Below are 19,227 nucleotides of genomic sequence, written 5' to 3' on the forward strand. Positions count from 1 at the left end.
GGGCGCAGGCGGCTAGACCGCCCGCTTCTTGAGCTTGCGGCGCTCGCGCTCGGACAAGCCGCCCCAAATCCCGAAGCGTTCGTCGTTGGCGAGGGCGTACTCCAGGCACTCGGCCTTGACCTCACACCCGATGCAGACCTTCTTGGCCTCACGAGTGGAGCCGCCCTTCTCCGGGAAGAACGCCTCGGGGTCGGTCTGCGCGCACAGCGCGTTCTCCTGCCAGGCGAGCGCTCCGTCGTCATCGACATCGAGCGGCTGCACGGCGAACAATGAGAATTCCTGCACTGCTCCTCCTGATGTCGACGAAATCACAACGCTGTTATTACACGCGTGTCGTTACGCATAAGTCAAGTGCGAAGGAGTAAGTGAGAAAGCCGGCAGCGGCCCGCTCCTCATGCTACGAAACAGGACTGACACACTGCCCGGCATGCGGATCACTGCCTTGGCCGGAGGTGTCGGCGGCGCCCGATTCCTGCGCGGACTGCGTAGCCATCTCGACCGACTGGACGACGGGCCGCACGAGATCACGATCGTTGCGAACACCGGCGACGACATCACGCTCTTCGGACTGCGGGTGAGCCCGGACGTCGACACCCTGCTCTACACCCTCGGCGGCGACATCCACGAGGGGCAGGGCTGGGGACGTGCGAACGAAAGCTTCACGTTGCAGGGTGAACTGGCCGCATACGGTGTCGAGCCGCAATGGTTCGGACTCGGCGACAAGGACCTCGGCACCCACGTCGCCCGCAGCATGTGGCTCGCCCAGGGATCCACCCCGTCCGAGGTGACTGCTCGTCTGGCCACGCGGTGGGGTCTTCCCGACCAGCACGTGCGCCTGCTGCCGATGACGGACGCGTTCGTCGAGACACACGTCGTGCTCGATGACGGCGATGAGCAACGGGCCGTGCACTTCCAGGAGTGGTGGATCCGACTGCGGGCCGCGGTGCCCGCGCAGCGCTTCGTCGTGGCGGGCCTCGATCGTGCCGCGGCAGCTCCGGGGGTCCTGGAGGCCATCCGGACCGCTGATCTGGTCATTCTTCCTCCGAGCAACCCTGTCGTGTCCATCGGCATCATCCTGCTGGTGCCCGGCGTCCGAGATGCGTTGCGCGGCACAGCTGCTCCCGTCGTCGGCGTCTCCCCGATCGTCGGTGGCGGACCGGTGCGGGGTCACGCGGACGCCTGCCTGGCGACGCTCGGGGTCGAGGTCTCCCCCAGTGGTGTGGCCGGGCTGTACCGCGACTTCCTCGACGGCTGGCTGATCGACAGCGGCGACGCCGAGTCGTTCGGTGGACCGGCAGGCCTGACGACCGAGGCTGTCCCGCTGTTGATGAAAGACCTCCCCACCGCCGAGGCGATGGCGGCAGCGGCGGTCGACCTCGGACTGCGTCTGCGGGACCGCCCGTGATCACGATCCTGCCGCTGGCAGGGGTGCCCGAGGTCCGCGCCGGCGACGATCTCGCCACACTCGTCCACGAAGCGGTGGCCCAGTCGCGAGCCACGCGTATCGAACCCGGCGATGTCGTGGTCGTCACCAGCAAGGTGGTCTCCAAGGCTCTCGGCCTCCTCGGCTCGAACGACGTCGAGCGTGCCGACCTCGTGCTGCAGGAGTCGCAGCGGGTCGTGGCCGAGCGCACGACCTCCACCGGGTTCACCCGGGTCGTCGAGGCCAAGGCCGGGCCGGTGATGGCCGGTGCCGGGATCGACTCCTCGAACGCCGATGACGACGTACGGCTGTTGTTGCCGCATGAGCCCGACGCTGAAGCTGCGTCCTTGCACGGACGCCTGGCCGACGTCGCGGGGCACGCCGACTTCGCCGTCGTGCTCAGCGACACCTCCGGCCGGGCGTGGCGCAGCGGACTCACCGATTTCGCACTCGGCACGCACGGCCTGACCCCGCTCGAGGACCTGCGCGGTCTCGCCGACACCCACGGGCACGATCTCGCGGTGACCGTGCGCAACATCGCCGACGAGGTCGCAGCGGCGGCTGATCTCGTCAAGGGCAAGCTCGACCGGGTGCCGGTCGCGGTCGTCCGCGGCCTCGACCGGCGCTTTCTGCATCCCGACGCCGACGGGTCTCGGACGCTGGTGCGCTCGGGCCCGACCGACTGGTTCGCGCTCGGCCGCGCCGAAGCCGTCCGTGACGCCCTCGGCGTGCCTGCGGGTTCGGCGATGTCGGTCGAGGTCGGCATCGAGTCGGTGCATCCCGAGACCGTGACGGACCGGGTGCGTCGAGCCTGGTCGGCCGCCGTCCTGCCCGACCCCGCCGGGGAGGACGCCGCCCTCGACGGCGCCGACGAGGAATGGTCGGTCACCTGCGCCGATCCGTATGTGCTCGGACGCATCGCAGCCCGCTTCGAGGTGGCCTTGGCCGGCGAGCGCCTCGTCGCCGAGCTCACACCGAACCCGGGGAGCGTCCGCGTCGGGATCGCCCAGCCGCGCCATTAGGCTCGGGTGTCATGCCTGACATCGTCGCGCCCGGCCCCCACGCCATCATCCCCGGACAGGACTTCGTCCCCGTAGTACTCGGCGGCGACCGCCTGGGTTACAGCCTGGCGCGCTCGTTCCACATGGCGTACGGGTACCGCACCCTGATCGTCTCCCGCATGGTCGCCGGACCGATCGCACACAGCACTCTGGTCGAGCACCGCCCGATCGCCTCGCTCGAGGATCCCGAGCTTCTGGTGCGCACGCTGCGCGACCTCGCGCCGAAGGTGGGGTCGGACAAGCGCCTGCTGCTGGCGACCACCGACCACGTCGTCAGCGTCCTGGCCCGGGTCAAGCACCAGCTCGAGGATCTTTACGTGATTCCGTACAGCGAGCCCGAGCTGATCGACCGGCTGACGCGCAAGGAGAACTTCGCCGACCTGTGCCGGGAACTGGACATTCCGCACCCGCAGACCGTCGTGTACGACGTCAGTGACCACGGATCCGACTCTGCTGCACAGCAACTGGAAGGGCTGACCTTCCCGGTCATCGCGAAGCCGTCGAACGCCGAGGCGTACGCCGGCGTCGATTTCACCGGTAAGCAGAAGGTGCACTCCGCATCCTCGCGGCAGGAACTGGACGACCTGCTGACCCGGCTGCAAGGCTCCGGCTACACCGACAAGTTCATCCTGCAGGACGTCATCCCCGGCGACGACCAGAACATGCGGGTCCTCACCTGCTACGTCAGCAAACAGGGCGAGGTGAAGTTCGCCTGCTTCGGTCGGGTTCTGCTGGAGGAGCACGCCCCCGACACCCGTGGTTTCCCGGCGGCGATCATGACCGGGGTCGACCACGAAGCGGTGGCCGCGGCAACCCGCCTGCTGGAACACGTCGGCTGGCGCGGCTGGGCGAACTTCGACATGAAGTACGACCCGCGCACCGGCGAGACCGTGTTCTTCGAACTGAACCCCCGCCTGGGCGGCACCAGCTTCTACATCACCGCAGCCGGTCACAACGTCGTCGAGTGGTACGTGAACGAGTGGGTGAAGGGCCGGTCGCTCGAAGGGCGACCCGTGGTCGAAACGATGGACGAGCACGTGTTCAGCGCGGTGCCGATCCGTCTGCTCAAGCGCTACGTGACCGATCCTGCGACCAAGCAGAAACTGAACGGCTTGATCAAGGCGGGCGAGGTCACAAACCCCTGGTTCTACGGTGCCGAGAAGCACCCGAAGCGCTGGCAGTGGATCGCGATGAACCAGGTCAACTACGTGCGCAAGTACCGGCGGTACTACCCGGAGCCGAAGGCGCTGGTGTGACCACCTTGCTACCGGTCCGCGAGGACGACGCCTACCCCGGTCCGGTGGTCGGCGTGATCGGCGGCAACGGCCCGGCAGCAACTGCGCTGTTCCAGGATGTTCTCGTCAAGCTCACCCCGGCGTCGCGGGATCAGGACCATCTGGACCTGGTGGTTCTGGTGCACTCGACGCAGCCGGACCGGACCGCGCGCATTCTGTCCGCCGACGCGCCGGACCCCGGACCGGTCCTGGCGCGGGACGCGGCGCGCCTGGACGCTCTCGGCACCGATTTCATCGTGCTGCCCTGCAACACCGCCTACCACTTCCTGCCTCAGATCCAGGCGGCCACGTCGCAGGAGGTGCTCTCCATCCTGGACGCGACCGCACGAGCGGCTCTGACCGCAGCAGCACGATCGGCCGGTGCCGATGGCTCGCGGGTGGGCCTGTTGGTGACCGACGGCACGCGGACCGCCGGCGTCTACGAGAAGGTGCTCGATTCTCTGGGCGCACGCAGTGTGTACCCCGACGAGAACGACCAGTCGCTGACGATGTCGGTGATCTACGACGGCGTCAAGGCAGGCGGCCCGGTCGACGTCGCCGGCCTCGAGGGCGTCATCGAGCGCCTTCGCGAACGCAGCGACGTGGTGGTGCTCGGGTGTACCGAACTGTCGGTGATCCACGCGACCCAGGGCTGGTCGAGCCGGGGCGAGCTGGTGGACTCGATCGAATCGCTCGCACGGGCCACGATCCGCCGAGCCGGACGCGAACCGCGCTGACGTCGCAGGCTGACGTCGGAGCGGGTTGGTCACATGCGACTCGGAAGGTGGGTGGGCAGGCTCAACCGCGGGCCGCGGCGCGGGCGATTCAACCCCGCGGCATTGACCAGGTACTGAACCCGATACCGGTGTCCCGCATACGGTTTCAACAGCTCCGCGAGCTGGAGATCATCGACCGGACGTCCGGTGAGCGCGTACCCGATGTCCTTGGCAACGTGGTAGTCGCCGAAGCTGACGGCGTCGGCGTCGCCCAACGCGCGTTGTGCCACCTCGGCCGTCGTCCACACCCCGATGCCCGGCACCGAACGCAAACGCTTCCAGGCCTGTTCCCGCGGCAGATCGGCACATTCCTCGAGGGCGTGCGCGACCCGCATCGCCCGCATGATCGTGTCGGCCCGCTGCGCGTCGACCCCCGCACGCAGCCACTCCCAGGAGGGGATCTTCGCCCACCCGTCCGCCGACGGTGGTGTCCGCAGCCCGAGATCGGCTGCGGGCCCCGGAGCGGGCGACCCGAATCGGCGCACCAACATCCGGTACCCACCGAAGGCCTGCTTGCCGGTGACCCGCTGCTCGATGATCGCCGGCACCAGTGCATCGATGACCAGACCCGTCCTTCCGAGACGCCAATCACGTTGCTGCGCAAAGGCTTCGGCAATCACGTCATGGTGAGGAACGAACTCGTGCACCGGGTCGTCGGCTCCCAACAGGCTCGGCAACCGAGCGAGAATCCACGATGATCCGGGCCCGTGGGCGCGCGCGACCACCCGGTTGCCGACCCCCGTCCGGTCTACCCGAAGGAGCATCGAGACCGGGCCCTCGGGGGTGACGCACGCGCGCCAGATCCCTTCACCGGTCTGCAGCCAGGTCGGGTCACCCGCCCCACGGCGCAGCGAGCCGATGATCGCCCGAAGCGGAACCGGACGACCGGGTGCGAAATCGGTGTCGAGACGCTCGTCCCGGCGGCCGGTCACGAGGAACTGTGCGGCACCGACACGCGGAACGTCAGCAACGCCAGCCCGAATGATCCCGTTTCCTGGCGGGACGCCTCGCGAGCGCGCAGGCCGTCGTCGATGTCGAGTTGGCCGACGAGCTTCAGGCCGCGGTCAGCGCTGCGAGCGATCAACGACCGGATGTCGGCCACGCTGACGCCGTGCTCGTGCGCCGGCCCGAGCTTCATCGTGATGCAGATGAGGCCGCCCCGACGGACCGCCCAGGACGCCCGGGTGAGGTGTTCGTCGACCGTCTCCGCCGATGCCGAGTGCGGGTGGAGCCGGACGACCATGTCGACGCTGCGTTCGGCGACCTGTTCACCCACGACGTCGGCGCGCATGACGTCGAACGCGAGCGGTGCGAAGCCGGCGCTGGTCGCCCAACGGCTGAAGGTCGAGCGCTCCCCCACCGAATCGAGCACCACTGCGCGACGCGAGCCGTCGTCCACCACCCGCAGCAGCGCGGCGAGCGCACCGAGCGAGGCCCAGGCGGAGGTGTCGTCGATGGTGCGCGGCAGACCGAGCCGGCGGGCCCGGCGCCGGGCGTCGCGCGCCACGCGTCCGTCGGTGAGCAGATCGGTCATCCGGATGTGCTGCAGGTCGAGAGCCCGCACGGGTGGTGCTCCCTCGCCCTGCGGAAGACGCGCTGCAGTGTCGCGCGCAGCTTGGCGAGCCCGGTCGACCACACGCTGCACCGCAGGCGAGGACGACAGGTTGCTGCCGAAGCGTGCGACCGAGTCGGCCGTCGATGCCCTGCCCTTCACACCGACGACTGTAACCCGCCCCACCGACGGACCTCGGTGGCTTTGGGCAGGTAGGTGTCCAACAGCGCCCGCTGGTCGGCGCCGAGTTCTCCTTCGAGGTGCTCCAGTCCCGGCTCGACCAGACGCGCAGCCGGCAGGCGGTACAACGCCGCCAGGTTCAGTAACGCGGTGCTCGTCCCACCGACCACACCTGCGGCGTGGACGATCGACGGGTCGGCCTCGGCGGTGAACGATTCATCGAGCACCTCGTAGCCCGCGTAGATCGAACTGTCCTGCGCCGGGTGCGGTCGGACGGCGAGCCGCAATCCTTGGGCGCCGACGGCGTCCGCGATCTCGGCGACGTGGGCGAGGTGGGCGTCCCGACTCAGGATGCCCAGGTCGACCCACGGTTGAGACAGGAAGACCACCCGGTCGCTGGGCTCACCGGGCACCGCGGCAGCCGGAACGAGACGTCGGAACTCGCTCGCGATCGCCTCGTCCAGCGCCCACTCGGATGCCTTGTCGTACATCGCGAAGCGCTCCCCGGTGAGCCCGCGATCGGCGGCGCGAATGGCGAGGGGCCGCACTGTGCGCCAGGGTTCGTGCGCGCCCTGCCGAGCGAGCGCGTCCCTGCGGGTCCGCCAGTCGCCGTAGGTGCCGATGCCCTCGTCGGTGACGACCACGTGGATGGGACGCAACGGGGCATCGCGGCGCAGTCGGATCCACGGCTTGATGCCGGGCGCGCCGACTGCGATGTAGGTCAGGTTGGCCGCCTCGTGGTGCCATCGGGCAGCGCCCTCGGGGAAGGTCAAACGCAGCCGGGGGTGGTCGGGCAGGAGGCGCCGCACGTCGTCCGGCGTCACGCTCGAGCGTGCGAGAAAACGGCCACCGCCGATGTGGGCGACGTCGAGTTCCCCTGCGGCAGAATCGAGTTCGCGCCGAATGTAGGCGGCGATGTGGACGAGGTGGGTCTTGCTGCGAACCCCGGTGATGACGTACTTCATCAGATGATCGGTGGCCGGCCGGCCTTTGTCAGGGCACGGACGGTGCGCCACGAGATGGGCAACCGCTCCCCGGCGTCGGTGCGCACGCCCTCGCCGAATCCGCGGAACCACACCTTGAGTGCTTCCCTGTCGTGCACTCGCGCGAGCGTCAGCGCCGTCCAGGTGCCGAGGTAGACGGGCACCAGAGGTGCGGGCAGGTTCCGCTTGGCCACCCAGACCCTGTTGCGGGCGTTGGTGCGGTAGTAGACGGCATGCCGAGCCGCCTCGGTGTACGGGTGATTGACGGGAATCTCGGGGGCGTACCAGAGCCGCCACCCGGCGTCCATGAGTCGCCAGGCGAGATCGATGCCCTCGTGGCCGAAGAAGAACCTGCCGGGCCAGCCACCGACCTGCACGAACGCGGAGCGACGGACCATCACGACGCCTTCGGAGAAGGTCGCCACCTGGCCGCCTTGGAACTCACCCGGCTTCACTCGCAGACGCGGCACCCACCGCCGGGGCGCCTCACCGGTCTCGGGGTCGGTGAGTCCGGGCTGGCAGAGTGCGATGTCGTCCGCTTCCTGGATCTTGGCAGCCAGTCGAGCGAGCACGTCAGGCTCCGGGATCGTCGCGTCGTCGTCGAAGAAGAACAGGAACTCACCGATCGCCTCGGACGCGCCGATGTTGCGACCTTCCGGGATACCGGTGTTCTGCGCTTCGTACACCGAGCGGACACCCGCGGGCAGGCCTTCGGGACGCCAGCCGTTTCCGACGACGACGATGTCGAGATCGACACCTTCCTGCATCTGGACGGTGCGGATGGCTTCGGTGAGTTCGACGGGACGGTTGCCCATCGACAACACGACCACACCGACGCTCGGTCGCTCCTGCATCTGCACTGAATCTCCTTCGGGCGGCACGACTGCCTAGGCTAGAGCCCATGTCACGACAGTCCACCCGCTGGGAGCAGACCGACCACCGCGGATACGGTCAGAAGTTCGCCGATCTGCATGCAGCCGGTGACGACATCGAAGGCGAGGCGCGTCTGGCTGACGTGATGGCGCCGCGCGGATCCACGATCCTGGACGCCGGTTGCGGCATGGGACGTGTCGCTGCTGCGCTTCGTGCTCGTGGACACGACGCGTACGGCGTCGACCTCGACGAAGGACTCCTGCGACAGGCCGGCGACACCTACCCGCAGTTACCGACGATGCAGTCACGGATCGATGACCTGGACGCGAAGTCACTTGCCGCACAGTCGTTCCCGACGTCCTTCGATGTCATCGTGTGCGTCGGCAACGTGATGATCCTCGGCGAGCCGGACACCGAGGTGCTCATGCTCGAACGCATGGCCGCGCTGCTGTCGCCGTCCGGGCGCCTGCTCGTCGGGTTCCACACCGACGCCACTCCCCCGCACTCCCGTGAGTATTCGGTCGAGGAGTTCGCCCGGGACGCGTACGCCGCCGGCCTCGCCATCGAGGCCAGGTTCGGCACCTACGAGTTGCACCCGTACGACCCGCACGGTAACTACGCCGTGCACCTGCTGCGGCTGCGCGACGTCGCCACACCGCAGGTCGAGTGGGCGCACGCGCGCTGATGCGGATGCGCAGAGGGACCATAGGCTGAACCGCATGACCGGCGAGCACACAGAGCGCGAGATCGAGTACTGCGGCGGCGAAATGGACGGCTGGTCCGATCCGGTGCCCGCCGACGATCTTCGGGTCCGGTACGTGTCGGAACTCCTCCCCGAGGGTCCCGGCTCTGCGCTCCTGGTAGGAGCGCGTGCCGCGAAACTGGCGAATCATCTTTTGCGACAAGGATTCTCGGTGACTCTACTCGTGCGCGGCGAGGCGGATGCGCGCTCCGCCTCGGGCTCAGGAGCCGACGTCGTGTGCGGCTCCTTCGAGGCCTGGACACCGCCAGGCGGCTTCGACCTGGCCATCGCCCTGGACTGCGTGGACGACATCCTGCCGCCGCTGTCGGACGGCGTCGGCGCACTGGAATTCATCGAGGTGTTACGCCGACTCGGGTCCGCATACGTCGCGTACCTCGACAACGGGGCGAGCCCCGCGGCTCTCGACCGACAGGCACGAGCACCGCAGGAGAACCATCAGTTCAGCGCCTTCGGGACCGGTTACGACCTGCGCTCGCCGGTCTTCGCGGAACTGCCTGAACAAGCATCGGCGGCGGTGTTCGACCGGGCCGTCGTCGGCTCGGTGGCGATCGACAGGGCACAGGCCCGGACGCTGCTGCGTTCGCTGTGCAGCGACGACCTGCGATTCGACGCGCTCCTGGCCACGCCGATGCTTGCCGCGAACGGCTGGTTGGTCGGCACTCTCGGCGGCGGGGACGCCGTCGCATACCGAGGACTGGGTGGCGTCGTGGCGACCGGACTCCCCGGCGCTGACGGGACGCCCGTCGAGTTCCGCGTCCGCCAGTTGCTGGTGCGCGATCTGCAACGAGTCAGCGCCGGCCTGCGAGCGTATGCGCGATGGGCCGACGGTCGCCCGGCCCCGTTGTTGCGCAATGTGATTGCCGGGCGCAGCGGATTCGAGGTGATCGACCCCACAGTCGAGGACGTCGACCTGCCGACGGCGATGGTCGATCTGGCCGGCGTGCTCGTCGACCGTCCGGGCGTTCACCCGTTCGGTCCCGAACGCACCCGCAACGAGATCGCCGTCGAATTGCTGCGCCTGGCGGCGGACACGAGCGACCCCGAGGCCGAGATCCAGACTGCCGCGTCGGCCTACGAGACCATGGCATTCGCTCGCCGTCTACCCGAAACCGACTCCGCGACAACGAAGTTGATCGAGGAAGTGCGCCGCAAGGACGCCCAGTTGGCAGCGCTCAAGTCAGACCTGGCGAAGGACCGTCGTCACCTGCGAGCCCTCGAACATGCGCTGGCGACAGAGTCCGGTCCTCGCGCGAAGCGTGCTTACTTCTTGATGACCGCCCCGACCGAGCGACTCCTCGAAGCATTGCGCCGACGCCGGATCGGTTGAGCCCCAGCACAACTCGCCGCGGTTTCGGCGCGTAGGACTACGTTCCTCAGTCCTGCGGCTCAACCAGCGGTAACAACGCCACCCCGAGCGCTCGACCCGCCCGTGACCTCGCGGCTCACGTCGTCGACGCGACTCCGTAGCAAACCAGGATGTCGTCGAGTTGCTCCCATTGAAGGGACACCTTCTCGGCGATCTCGGCGGGGAGCTTCAAACCGGGCCAGTTGAGCCAGGACAGCACCGGCAACTCGAGCGCCTTCGCGGCGGCCTCGCAGCCGGTCCACAGCGGCCAGACGACGGCCGGGTCCATCGAGCGGGCACGACGGCCGAGCATCGCGGAGACCGGCTGGTCGGCGATCTCGGCGTCGATGGCGAACGCCAGACCATCCTGCTGGGGCACCTGCCAGGCGACCCCGCGACCGTCGGCGAGGTAGGAGCGAGCCGTACCCGGGTAGGTCTCGCCGTTGACGTGCGCACCGAGTACCAGGTGTTCGGCGCCGGCGTACTGCGACAGCAGAGCTTGGCGTGCGGCGGAACCGGTCGCGGAGGTCATTGCGGCCTCAGATCGAGCCGCCACCGTCGACGACGATGACCTGACCGTTCATGTTCGTGTCGTCGAACAGCAGCGAGTGGACGATGGGTGAGATGTTCTCCGGCTCGACCAGACGCCCGGTCGGGGTGCGACGGGTGATCGTCGACAACTGTTCGGTGCCGAGCACCGACGACATCTCCGAGGCGAAGAACCCCGGAGCGACCGAGTTGACCAGGAACCGGCCGTGCATCTCGCGGGCGAGCGCGCGCGTTGCCGAATCGAGCCCTCCCTTGGTTGCCGAGTAGGCGACGAGACCGGCGTATCCGCGCTGGGCGCAGATCGAGGTGACGTTGATGATGCGTCCACGTCCCGACTTCGCCATCGCGTGACGCAGGAAGGCGCGGGTCAGGACGAGCGTGGCCGTGAGGTTGGTGGAGATGATCTGGTCGATCCGCTCCGGCGAGGTGTGCAGATGCATCGAATCCTGGCCGATCGCAGCGTTGTTCACGAGCGCGTCGATGGGGCCGAGCTTGGCGGAGGCGTCCTTGATGAACGTCTTGATCGCCGTCTCGTCGGTGATGTCGACCGGGCCGACGAACACGTGGTCGGGGTTGTCGGCGACGAGCTGCTCGAGCTCGGGAGTGACAGTGCGGGCGAAGGTCGCGACCTTGGCTCCGCCGGCAAGGGCGTCCTTGACCAGTTCGAGGCCGAGCCCGCGGGAACCGCCGGAGACCAGGACGCACGAGGCTGCGGGGATGGGGGTGTTCTCAGACATCGCTCTTCAGCGTCTCCTTCAAGGGGATCTCGTCACGTACGCGGATCCGCCGCGGCACGGAGTAGTCGGGCAGTCGTTCTGCGCACCAGGACTGCAGGTCGGCGTCGGTCACGGGCTTCTGGTCGGACGCGGCGTCGCGGTCGAGCACGACCTCGGCTGCCACGACCATGCCTACCAGGGGCGCCTTGCGCCCCTTCACGGAGGCCCAGACAACGGCGGGGTGGTCGAGCAGGACACCACGCACCTTGGAGGCCGAGGCCTTGGACCCGCCGACGTTGATCTCGTCGGAGGCGATGCGACCGGTGATCACTACCCGCCCGTCCTCGATCTCGACGTGGTCGCCGGTGCGGATCTCGGCATCCATGCCTTCGGCCGCCTTGCTGGAGGCGATCACCAGTTCGCCGTCCTGCACCGACAACCGCGGGCGGCCTTCGACCTCACGGTCCAGCCAGGCCTGCGGGAAGCCGGCCTTTCCGTCGTGGACGGCGATCGCCGCGCCGGCTTCGGAGGAGGCGTAGATCCAGGAGATGCGAGCGTCCGGGTACACCTCGCGCAGTCGATCGAGGATCGCCTGGTCGACGGGCTCGCCGCCGAGGGTCACCTGCTCCAACGGCAGCTTCGCCATCACCTCACCCGACCGCCACAGCGCCTGACGCCAGAAAGTCGGGGTGCCGGACGCGGCGGTGACACCCGCGTCGAGTGCGAGCTGCGGCCACTGCTCCAACTGCGACGGTTCGATGAACAGCACGTCCTGACCGGGCAGGTTGAGCGAGAGCGTGACCACCTGCCACCAGGCATAAGCACCGACCGCGTAGGGGCACAGCCAGGTGCGGGCCGGTTGCTGGCCGGCGACGGTCGTCAGCGAGTCGAGCGTGTGGGCGACCTGCTTGGGACGCCCGGTGGAGCCGCTGGTGAGCAACCACACCCGGCCGTCCTCGACGTCGTGATCGGCCGTGGCCTGCGACACGCCATCGGCGCGCACCAGAGCCAGACCGGACTCCTGGAAACCGGCGGCCTGTTCGTCACCGACCCGGCCGCTGCCGGCGATGAGCGTCTCGCGACCGCCCGCCGCGTGCGCCCACACGGCGCGCAGCGCCTGCAGGTGGTCGTCGACCAGAAAGGCGGACGCCGCGGGCCAGGCGGGATCGGCGGCGCCGAGATCGGCCCAGGTGCCCTGGAAGGAGGCCGTGGTGATCCGGTTGCCCGAACCGGCCGGCAGGTCGGTCAAACCTCAGCCCTCTTGGAGCTGTTCGATGAACGTGAGCACATCGCCGACCGTCTCGATCGAGCGAAGGCCGGGAGCGTCGAAGTTCAGTTCGGTGTCGAGTTCGTCCTCCACCCGAAGGGCGAGCTCGGAGAAGTCGAGCGAACGGAATCCGATGTCGGACAGCGAGGTGTCGTCACCCTCGGGCAGCTCCTTGCCCTGGGCCTGCAGCACCTCGGCCATCATCGAACGCACCTGGTCACGGCTCAGCGTGGTCATCAATCCTCCGGGGGTCGTCGTGGTCCGTCGGTTAGTCTATCGGCGTCCGTTCGCCACCCCATCACACCGCCGGAGGCTTGATGCTGCGCCCCGTCACCGAGGCCGACAAGGAGCTGGTGCGCGTCTGGCGCAACCATCCCGAGGTGCGGGCGGTGTCCCTGACCCGTGACGAGATCTCCCCCGAGCAACACGACGCCTATTGGGAGTCGTTGCGCGACAACGAAACCCGCAAAGTGTTCATGTATGAGAAGGGTGGCGTGCCCGCGGGCGTCGTCACGTTCTTCGACATCGACCCCGACGCGAAGTCGGCGATGTGGGGCTTCTATCTCGACAACGACGGCCTCACCGAGCGCGGCGAACTTCTACCCGCATTCATCGACATCCAACGGCGTGCCGTGCGCTTCGCGTTCGGTGAACTCGGCCTCGACGAACTCAACGGCGAGGTCATGGACGCCAACGAGGCCGTGCGGCGCATGAACAAGCGCAACGGGTTCGAGGAGATCGCCAGCGACGAACGCCTGATCGACGGCGAGCCCGCGACCGTTCACACCATCCGCCGCAGGAGGCAGCCGAATGACTGACAACGCTTCGATCCGCATCGGCAAGCATCAGATCGGACCCGACCACGAGCCGTACATCATCGCCGAGATGTCGGGCAACCATGACGGCTCGCTCGACAAGGCGCTTGACATCGTCCGGATGGCTGCTGAGCAGGGCGCCCACGCGATCAAGCTGCAGACCTACAAGCCAGACACCATCACCATCCAGTCCGACTCCCCCGACTTCCGGCTCTCCGAAGGGCACGAACTGTGGGGAGGTCGCACGCTGTGGGACCTCTACGAGGAGGCCCACACTCCCTGGGAGTGGCACGAGCCGATCTTCGCGCTCGCGAAGGAACTCGGCATCACCGCGTTCTCCTCCCCGTTCGACCCGACCGCGATCGACCTGCTCGAGTCACTCGACGTGCCCGCATACAAGATCGCCAGCTCCGAGATCGTCGACCTGCCGCTCATCCGGCTGGCGGCGAGCAAGGGCAAGCCGATCATCATCTCCACCGGCATGGCGTCCGTGCGTGAGATCGCGAACGCTGTCGAGGCGGCGCGGTCCACCGGAAACGAGCAGATCGTCGTGCTCGCCTGCACCGCGAACTACCCGGCCGACCCCAGCGAATCGAACCTGCGCGGCATCCCAGTCATGCGGGACGCGTTCAGCACCCTCATCGGCTACTCCGACCACACCATGGGCATCGGCGCCGCGATCACCGCGGTCGCGCTCGGTGCGTGTGTCGTGGAGAAGCACGTCACGTTGTCGCGCGAGGAAGGCGGCGTCGACTCGGCGTTCTCCTCCGAACCCGATGAACTGCGAATGCTGGTGGAACAGACCAGGATCGGCTGGCAGTGCCTCGGACAAGCACGCATCGGTGCGCGCCAGCAGGAGAAGGAAGGGTTGCGCTTCCGCCGATCGCTGTACGTCGTCGAGGACGTCAGCGCCGGCGACCCTGTCACCGCGCAGAACGTCCGCTCCATCCGCCCGGCGAACGGCCTGCCTCCCGAGGAGTTCGAGCGCGTCGAAGGACGCACCTTCACCGCCGACACCCCGAAGGGCACTGCGCTGTCCTGGGATCTGATCTGAGCATGCCCGACCCCCTCTTGTCGGTCGTCGTACCGTTCTACGGCGTCGAGGCGTACATCGGCGACTGCCTGGAGTCGATCGCGGCTCAGAACTATCGCAACATCGAAGTGGTCATGATCGACGACGGGTCGCTCGACGGCAGCCGGGAAGTCGCCCAGCAATGGGTGGATCGCGACGACCGTTTCCGGATCATCACTCAGGAGAACGCGGGCCTGGGACCAGCACGCAACACCGGCACGGCCAACAGCAACGGCGAATACCTCACGTTCATCGACAGCGACGACCTGGTCACTCGGCACTCGTTCGCGATGATGATGTCGACGATCGAGTACAGCGGATCGTCACTGGTATTGAGCAACGCCCGCCGATTCAGCCGTACCTCGGGCGTGCGACAGAGTTGGACGCATCAGGAGATCGCCAGGCGGACGGTACTGGGCACGCACATCCTGGAGCGGCCCTCACTGGTCCGCGACCGCATGGTGTGGAACAAGCTGTACCGGCGCTCGTTCTGGGACGACCACGGATATGCCTTCCCTGCGATCAGGTACGAGGACTACCCGGTCACTCTCAAGGCGCACTTGGACGCGCTCACCGTCGATATCGTGTCCTCGCACTGCTACTACTGGCGCGAGCGTGAATCGGGCGACTCGATCACTCAGCAGGTCTACAAGTACGGCAACATGCTCGACCGCGTCATCTCCGCCGAAGCGGTCCTCGACATCGCTGATTCCCAAGGCTCCCCCGCGGTCCGTCAGCGGCTGCACAACTACCTCGGCGAGATCGACTTCGTCTCATTGGTCCAGGCCTTCTCGGCCGTGGACGATGCCGAGGCGCAGCCTGTGCTCGACCTGTCCCACCGGCTGGTCGACCGGCTCACCCACTTCAACATCAAGAGTCGGCCTCGGCTCGATCAGCTGCAGTACCACGCCTTGAAGGCCAACGACGTCGACCTCCTGCGCGAGCTCGCGGTATTCCGACGCGACGGCGGCAACATCGGCGGCGTCCTCGCTACCCGCAAGCGCACCCGTCCGTGGCGGTTCGAAGCCGAATTCCCCGGACGCGGACGCTCGACCGCGCCACGCACCACGTACGAGTACCCGATCACCTCATTGGTGCAGACCACCGCAGTGACCGACGTGCGATGGCGCGAGGGACACCTGGCAGTCCAGGGCGTCGCCGAAATCGCGCACCTGGCGACCGATGCCGACTCCGACCTGCGCATCAACCTGGTGAACGGCATCGACCGGCACCCGTTGCCGGTGCGGCGGATCGACGCGGTCGACCAGCACGCCGAACGAACACCGGTCGGCTTCGAGGCCCTCGTCGACATCGACCGTCTGGCGCAGGAGAACACTCTCGTGTGGCCGTTGCGTTTCGAGGTCGAAACCACCGTCAAGGGCATCCACCGGGTCGGCAACCTGCGCGGGGCCCGCGGCGGAAGTCCGTCCTTTCCACCCGGTCGTTGGCTCGGCCCCGGCGAATGGGTGCAACCCACGAAGGCGGCCGGCACCCAGTTCACCTTGCGCAACGAGGTCGACCCCGTGGTGCTCGACCGCACGGAAGTCGGTGATGACCGCATCACCCTGCAGGGCTTCATCCCCGGCACCTGCCGACACGCTCATCTGGTCGTCGTGCGCCGGCGCCCGCTCGAGGACGTCACCGTCGCCTGCGAGCTCGAACTGACCCGCGACGGCACCCGATTCGCCGTCGACCTGCCGATCGCCGCGGTGCTGGCCGGAGAAGCCCCGGACGACCCGTTCACCCTCTCGTCCGCCCGTCGCCTCGAATTGACGACCGATCTCGGATCCTTCCCGATGCTGTGGACGACCTACCGTCACGATGCTGCCGTGGAGGACGGTGACCGGTTGGTCAGCCTGAGCCGCACTGCCTACGGAGCAGCCGTGCTGCACCACACCCCGTTGCGTCCTTCCACCCGGACACTCGAGATCACGCAGGACGCGGTCGAGGTTGGCGGCGCGTGGTGGCGTGGAGCACCACCGCAGTGGATGAACTGGCGCCGGTACATCCCCGGCACCGACGACCACGTTGACGTCGATGCCTCGCCGGTGTTCTCGGACGACGGAAGCTGGACGAGTCGTACCCCCCTGGGCGATCTCGTTCCTCCCTGCGATGTCGAGACCTCGGTCGCGCCGGGAGCGCCCGCCGCGGACTGGACCCTTTTCACCAAGATCGGGGACGCCGAGGTTGCCGTGGCGGCCGAACCAGGAGCGATCCAACAGATGCCGCAGGAGCGTGCCGTGCTCGGACGATATTTCACCGCACTCTCGATCGCGGGCACGACCCGCACCCAGGTGCGCTGATGCATCCACACAACCGCGCTCACGGCGCGGCCCACATTCTCGCTGTCGCCGCCGCCGAGAACCGCGTCTGGACCGTCCCGAGCATCCCGGGGCACGTCCAGCACTCCAGCGACCTGTTCGCCCCGTGCCCGCAGGAGTCGACCCTGCCCCGCGCGCTGACGGCCTTCGTGTGGAGCCGCAGCGCCGTGCGCCGACGGGCTCGGCGCGGATTCCGCAACCAGGTGGCGACCGGATCGCCCTGGCTGCACCTGCTGCAGATCGACCCCGACCTGCTCGAGGTGGCCCGGCCGGTCGATCCGTTGACCGGCAAACCGAAGGCACGGACGGAGGAAGAGATCGATCCGACCGGCACCTTGCTGTTCGTGGAGCACGGTCTGGACGGCGGACTGCTGGCTCCACGGGTCGTCGAAGCCGCCCGTGCCGCCTTCGACTCCCCGATCACCGTGGCGTTGTCCCACCGCGACGCGGCGACGGCGCCCATTCGCGCGGCGTACGAAGCTCTGGGCGTCGAGACTGTCGACCGGGGTCCGGCTGCCGACGCTTCCGGCAGCGCTGAACCGCGCGAACTGCTTCGGCTGTACCACCTGATGAAGAATTTCGCCCACGTCGCGGCGAACACCGCACGTGAGGAATTGTTCTACGCGACATCGCTCGAGCGACCGATCGCGGTGGTGGGTCCGTCCCCGGACGGGCGCCCGCCCGCAGCGACGGCCGATGAGTTGGTCGCGATGACCGACGACGAACTGGGCCGCGGTGACATGCTCGAGCCGCAGGAGTTGAACGACCTCTTCGAATGGAGTGCCCGACGTGGCTGATCTGTTGCGCGCGCTGTTGCGCGACGTCCTCCCCCACACCAAGGACGCCTATGTGATCGGTGATGCCGACGACCGGTTGAACGACACCCTCACCGAACTGCTCGACGAGCGGGGCATCAGCGCACGTCGTCCGACCGCGGACGCGGAACCCTGCGCGCTCGTGATCGCCGCCGGTGGGTTGTCACAGTACGCACTCGACGAACATCTCACCTGGCAGGAAGCATGTGCCCGCGTCGCCGGGCTCGTCTGTCCCGGCGGCACCCTCATCCTGGGGCTGCAGGGTGAGTCCACGCTCGCCACCCTGATCACCAGCGTCCCGACCGCCCCGGTGACCGACTCGACCACGCCCCGCTCAGCGACCCAACTCAAGGACGCCCTTCGCACGGCCGGCCTGCGCGGCACCACCGTTCATCTGCTCTTCGGTGATCCCGAGCGACCCTCGGCGGTTCTCACCGAAGACGCTGCCCGCCGCGCCCGCCCCGGCACGCTGCCGGCGCTCGCTGTGGAAGAAGCCCTCATGGGATCCACGTCGGGTCAGACGCTGCTGGAAACCGGGGATGCACTCGATCGAGCAGCCCAGGTCGGCGCCCTCGACGTTGCCGCCACCGGTTTCGTCGCCGTTGCCGGAGGTCGCGGTCACGACCTGTACTTCGAACAGGACGGTCAGCCCACCTGGGCCGAATCCGACGACTCCGGACGTCGGTGGGTCCTGCCCGACCGCGTCCTGCCGGCAGAACATTCGGTCGAGGCGCAGTTGCGCGCGGCGTTGGTCTCGGCCGAGGTGGCCGACTTCCGATCGCTCGCCGATCGGATCGGCGCGTTCGTCCGCACCGACCCCGCAGCGACCGCACTCGGCTCGCTACGACTGCGCCATCTGATGGATGACGGTGGGCAGATCGGCTGGATCGTGCCGCCCACCCCGGCCGATACCGCTCTCTCGGCGGACGCGTTGCTCGCCGACGCCTGGTGGGACTTCATGCATCGCCTGGGTTTCCGGCGCGACCAACTCCCCTGGCCCGAACTCACCGACGACGTCGACCTGGTGCGCTCGTGGCTGCGGATGTCGGGAGCCGACCAGGACGCCGCACTTCCGGCACCCGCGAGTTCGGACACGCGCTCCGAGCAGCGAAATGCGTTGGCGCTCAACAGGATCAGTGAACGAGCAGATCTCGTGGAGGAGCGCCTTCGACTCGCCAACGACGCGCTGAAGCAGCGGGACAGCCAGCTGAAGATCCGGGAGACGGCTGTTCGTCTGTTGCGCTCGCAGTTGCTCCAAGCGCAGGAGGACAAAGTGAAGGCCGAGCGCGAGACGGCCGCGCTGCGACGCGGACGGGCCTACAAGCTGGCGCGGCGCATCACCTTGCTGTCCGACCCGAAGGAGTCCGTACGAGTGATCGGAAACAAGCTCGACACCGGAGTGAAGAAGATCCGACGGATGCGCTGAGGCTGGCGCATCCGCC

At 68.0% G+C, this 19,227-nt stretch carries 20 protein-coding genes; 11 read left to right on the forward strand and 9 right to left on the reverse strand.

All coding sequences use genetic code 11. The features are described 5' to 3' along the window. Nucleotides 1-12: 12 nt before the first annotated feature. Nucleotides 13-270, reverse strand: a complete 258-nt coding sequence (locus EU513_RS10285) for a WhiB family transcriptional regulator (RefSeq protein ID WP_129625853.1) — start codon at nucleotides 268-270, stop codon at nucleotides 13-15. Nucleotides 271-427: 157 nt separating this feature from the next. Here EU513_RS10285 and cofD point away from each other — a divergent pair, with 157 nt between their 5' ends. From cofD to EU513_RS10305, 4 genes are read left to right on the forward strand one after another with little or no spacing between them, the layout of a single operon-like run. Beyond that, a complete protein-coding gene (gene cofD, locus EU513_RS10290; protein WP_129625801.1) occupies nucleotides 428-1,405 on the forward strand; it encodes a 2-phospho-L-lactate transferase in 978 nt (325 codons plus the stop codon). Then, a complete protein-coding gene (cofE, locus tag EU513_RS10295; protein WP_129625802.1) occupies nucleotides 1,402-2,445 on the forward strand; it encodes a coenzyme F420-0:L-glutamate ligase in 1,044 nt (347 codons plus the stop codon). The genes cofD and cofE overlap by 4 nt, the downstream gene beginning before the upstream one ends. 11 nt (nucleotides 2,446-2,456) lie before the next feature. Next, nucleotides 2,457-3,740: a carboxylate--amine ligase gene (locus EU513_RS10300; protein WP_129625803.1), complete on the forward strand. Its 1,284-nt coding sequence runs from the start codon at nucleotides 2,457-2,459 to the stop codon at nucleotides 3,738-3,740. After that, a complete protein-coding gene (locus EU513_RS10305; protein WP_240796011.1) occupies nucleotides 3,737-4,495 on the forward strand; it encodes an amino acid racemase in 759 nt (252 codons plus the stop codon). The genes EU513_RS10300 and EU513_RS10305 overlap by 4 nt, the downstream gene beginning before the upstream one ends. Nucleotides 4,496-4,524: 29 nt before the next feature. Here EU513_RS10305 and EU513_RS10310 read toward each other — a convergent pair whose 3' ends face one another. From EU513_RS10310 to EU513_RS10325, 4 genes are read right to left on the reverse strand one after another with little or no spacing between them, the layout of a single operon-like run. Next, nucleotides 4,525-5,466, reverse strand: a complete 942-nt coding sequence (locus EU513_RS10310; protein ID WP_129625804.1) for a DNA-3-methyladenine glycosylase — start codon at nucleotides 5,464-5,466, stop codon at nucleotides 4,525-4,527. Continuing rightward, on the reverse strand, nucleotides 5,463-6,248 hold the full coding sequence (locus EU513_RS10315) for a hypothetical protein (protein ID WP_129625805.1): 786 nt from the start codon (nucleotides 6,246-6,248) through the stop codon (nucleotides 5,463-5,465). Before EU513_RS10315 ends, EU513_RS10310 begins: the two co-directional genes overlap by 4 nt. Continuing rightward, nucleotides 6,245-7,231, reverse strand: a complete 987-nt coding sequence (locus EU513_RS10320) for a polysialyltransferase family glycosyltransferase (protein WP_129625806.1) — start codon at nucleotides 7,229-7,231, stop codon at nucleotides 6,245-6,247. The genes EU513_RS10315 and EU513_RS10320 overlap by 4 nt, the downstream gene beginning before the upstream one ends. Next, nucleotides 7,231-8,103 (reverse strand): glycosyltransferase family 2 protein, encoded by an 873-nt coding sequence (locus tag EU513_RS10325; RefSeq protein ID WP_168990236.1) that lies wholly within the window; start codon nucleotides 8,101-8,103, stop codon nucleotides 7,231-7,233. Before EU513_RS10325 ends, EU513_RS10320 begins: the two co-directional genes overlap by 1 nt. Nucleotides 8,104-8,150: 47 nt before the next feature. Here EU513_RS10325 and EU513_RS10330 point away from each other — a divergent pair, with 47 nt between their 5' ends. Together EU513_RS10330 and EU513_RS10335 are read left to right on the forward strand one after the other, a co-directional pair. Continuing rightward, a complete protein-coding gene (locus tag EU513_RS10330; RefSeq protein ID WP_129625807.1) occupies nucleotides 8,151-8,807 on the forward strand; it encodes a bifunctional 2-polyprenyl-6-hydroxyphenol methylase/3-demethylubiquinol 3-O-methyltransferase UbiG in 657 nt (218 codons plus the stop codon). A gap of 34 nt (nucleotides 8,808-8,841) precedes the next feature. Further along, nucleotides 8,842-10,212 carry a hypothetical protein gene (locus EU513_RS10335; protein WP_129625808.1) on the forward strand — a complete coding sequence of 457 codons (1,371 nt, stop codon included), beginning with the start codon at nucleotides 8,842-8,844 and terminating at the stop codon, nucleotides 10,210-10,212. 115 nt (nucleotides 10,213-10,327) lie between these two features. Here EU513_RS10335 and EU513_RS10340 read toward each other — a convergent pair whose 3' ends face one another. The 4 genes from EU513_RS10340 to EU513_RS10355 are packed head-to-tail and all read right to left on the reverse strand — an operon-like array spanning nucleotide 10,328 to nucleotide 12,999. Next, nucleotides 10,328-10,762, reverse strand: a complete 435-nt coding sequence (locus EU513_RS10340; protein ID WP_129625809.1) for a hypothetical protein — start codon at nucleotides 10,760-10,762, stop codon at nucleotides 10,328-10,330. 7 nt (nucleotides 10,763-10,769) lie between these two features. Beyond that, complete coding sequence (locus EU513_RS10345; protein ID WP_129625810.1) at nucleotides 10,770-11,516, reverse strand: SDR family NAD(P)-dependent oxidoreductase; 747 nt, start codon at nucleotides 11,514-11,516, stop codon at nucleotides 10,770-10,772. Then, nucleotides 11,509-12,744, reverse strand: a complete 1,236-nt coding sequence (locus EU513_RS10350) for a class I adenylate-forming enzyme family protein (protein WP_129625811.1) — start codon at nucleotides 12,742-12,744, stop codon at nucleotides 11,509-11,511. Before EU513_RS10350 ends, EU513_RS10345 begins: the two co-directional genes overlap by 8 nt. A gap of 3 nt (nucleotides 12,745-12,747) precedes the next feature. After that, complete coding sequence (locus EU513_RS10355; protein ID WP_129625812.1) at nucleotides 12,748-12,999, reverse strand: acyl carrier protein; 252 nt, start codon at nucleotides 12,997-12,999, stop codon at nucleotides 12,748-12,750. An 80-nt stretch (nucleotides 13,000-13,079) separates the two neighbouring features. On the opposite strand from EU513_RS10355, the gene pseH reads away from it, so the two are divergent. Genes pseH through EU513_RS10380 form a run of 5 tightly spaced genes read left to right on the forward strand, consistent with a single transcriptional unit; the run spans nucleotide 13,080 to nucleotide 19,211 of the window. Further along, nucleotides 13,080-13,580: a UDP-4-amino-4,6-dideoxy-N-acetyl-beta-L-altrosamine N-acetyltransferase gene (gene pseH, locus EU513_RS10360; RefSeq protein WP_129625813.1), complete on the forward strand. Its 501-nt coding sequence runs from the start codon at nucleotides 13,080-13,082 to the stop codon at nucleotides 13,578-13,580. Continuing rightward, complete coding sequence (gene pseI, locus EU513_RS10365) at nucleotides 13,573-14,631, forward strand: pseudaminic acid synthase (RefSeq protein WP_129625814.1); 1,059 nt, start codon at nucleotides 13,573-13,575, stop codon at nucleotides 14,629-14,631. Before pseH ends, pseI begins: the two co-directional genes overlap by 8 nt. Before the next feature lie 2 nt (nucleotides 14,632-14,633). Further along, nucleotides 14,634-16,952 carry a glycosyltransferase gene (locus tag EU513_RS10370; RefSeq protein ID WP_129625815.1) on the forward strand — a complete coding sequence of 773 codons (2,319 nt, stop codon included), beginning with the start codon at nucleotides 14,634-14,636 and terminating at the stop codon, nucleotides 16,950-16,952. Next, nucleotides 16,952-17,767: a hypothetical protein gene (locus tag EU513_RS10375; RefSeq protein WP_129625816.1), complete on the forward strand. Its 816-nt coding sequence runs from the start codon at nucleotides 16,952-16,954 to the stop codon at nucleotides 17,765-17,767. Before EU513_RS10370 ends, EU513_RS10375 begins: the two co-directional genes overlap by 1 nt. Beyond that, nucleotides 17,760-19,211: a hypothetical protein gene (locus EU513_RS10380; protein WP_129625817.1), complete on the forward strand. Its 1,452-nt coding sequence runs from the start codon at nucleotides 17,760-17,762 to the stop codon at nucleotides 19,209-19,211. The genes EU513_RS10375 and EU513_RS10380 overlap by 8 nt, the downstream gene beginning before the upstream one ends. Nucleotides 19,212-19,227: the final 16 nt, after the last annotated feature.

The organism is Yimella sp. RIT 621 (assembly GCF_004146205.1).
GTDB classification, from domain to species: domain Bacteria; phylum Actinomycetota; class Actinomycetes; order Actinomycetales; family Dermatophilaceae; genus Yimella; species Yimella lutea.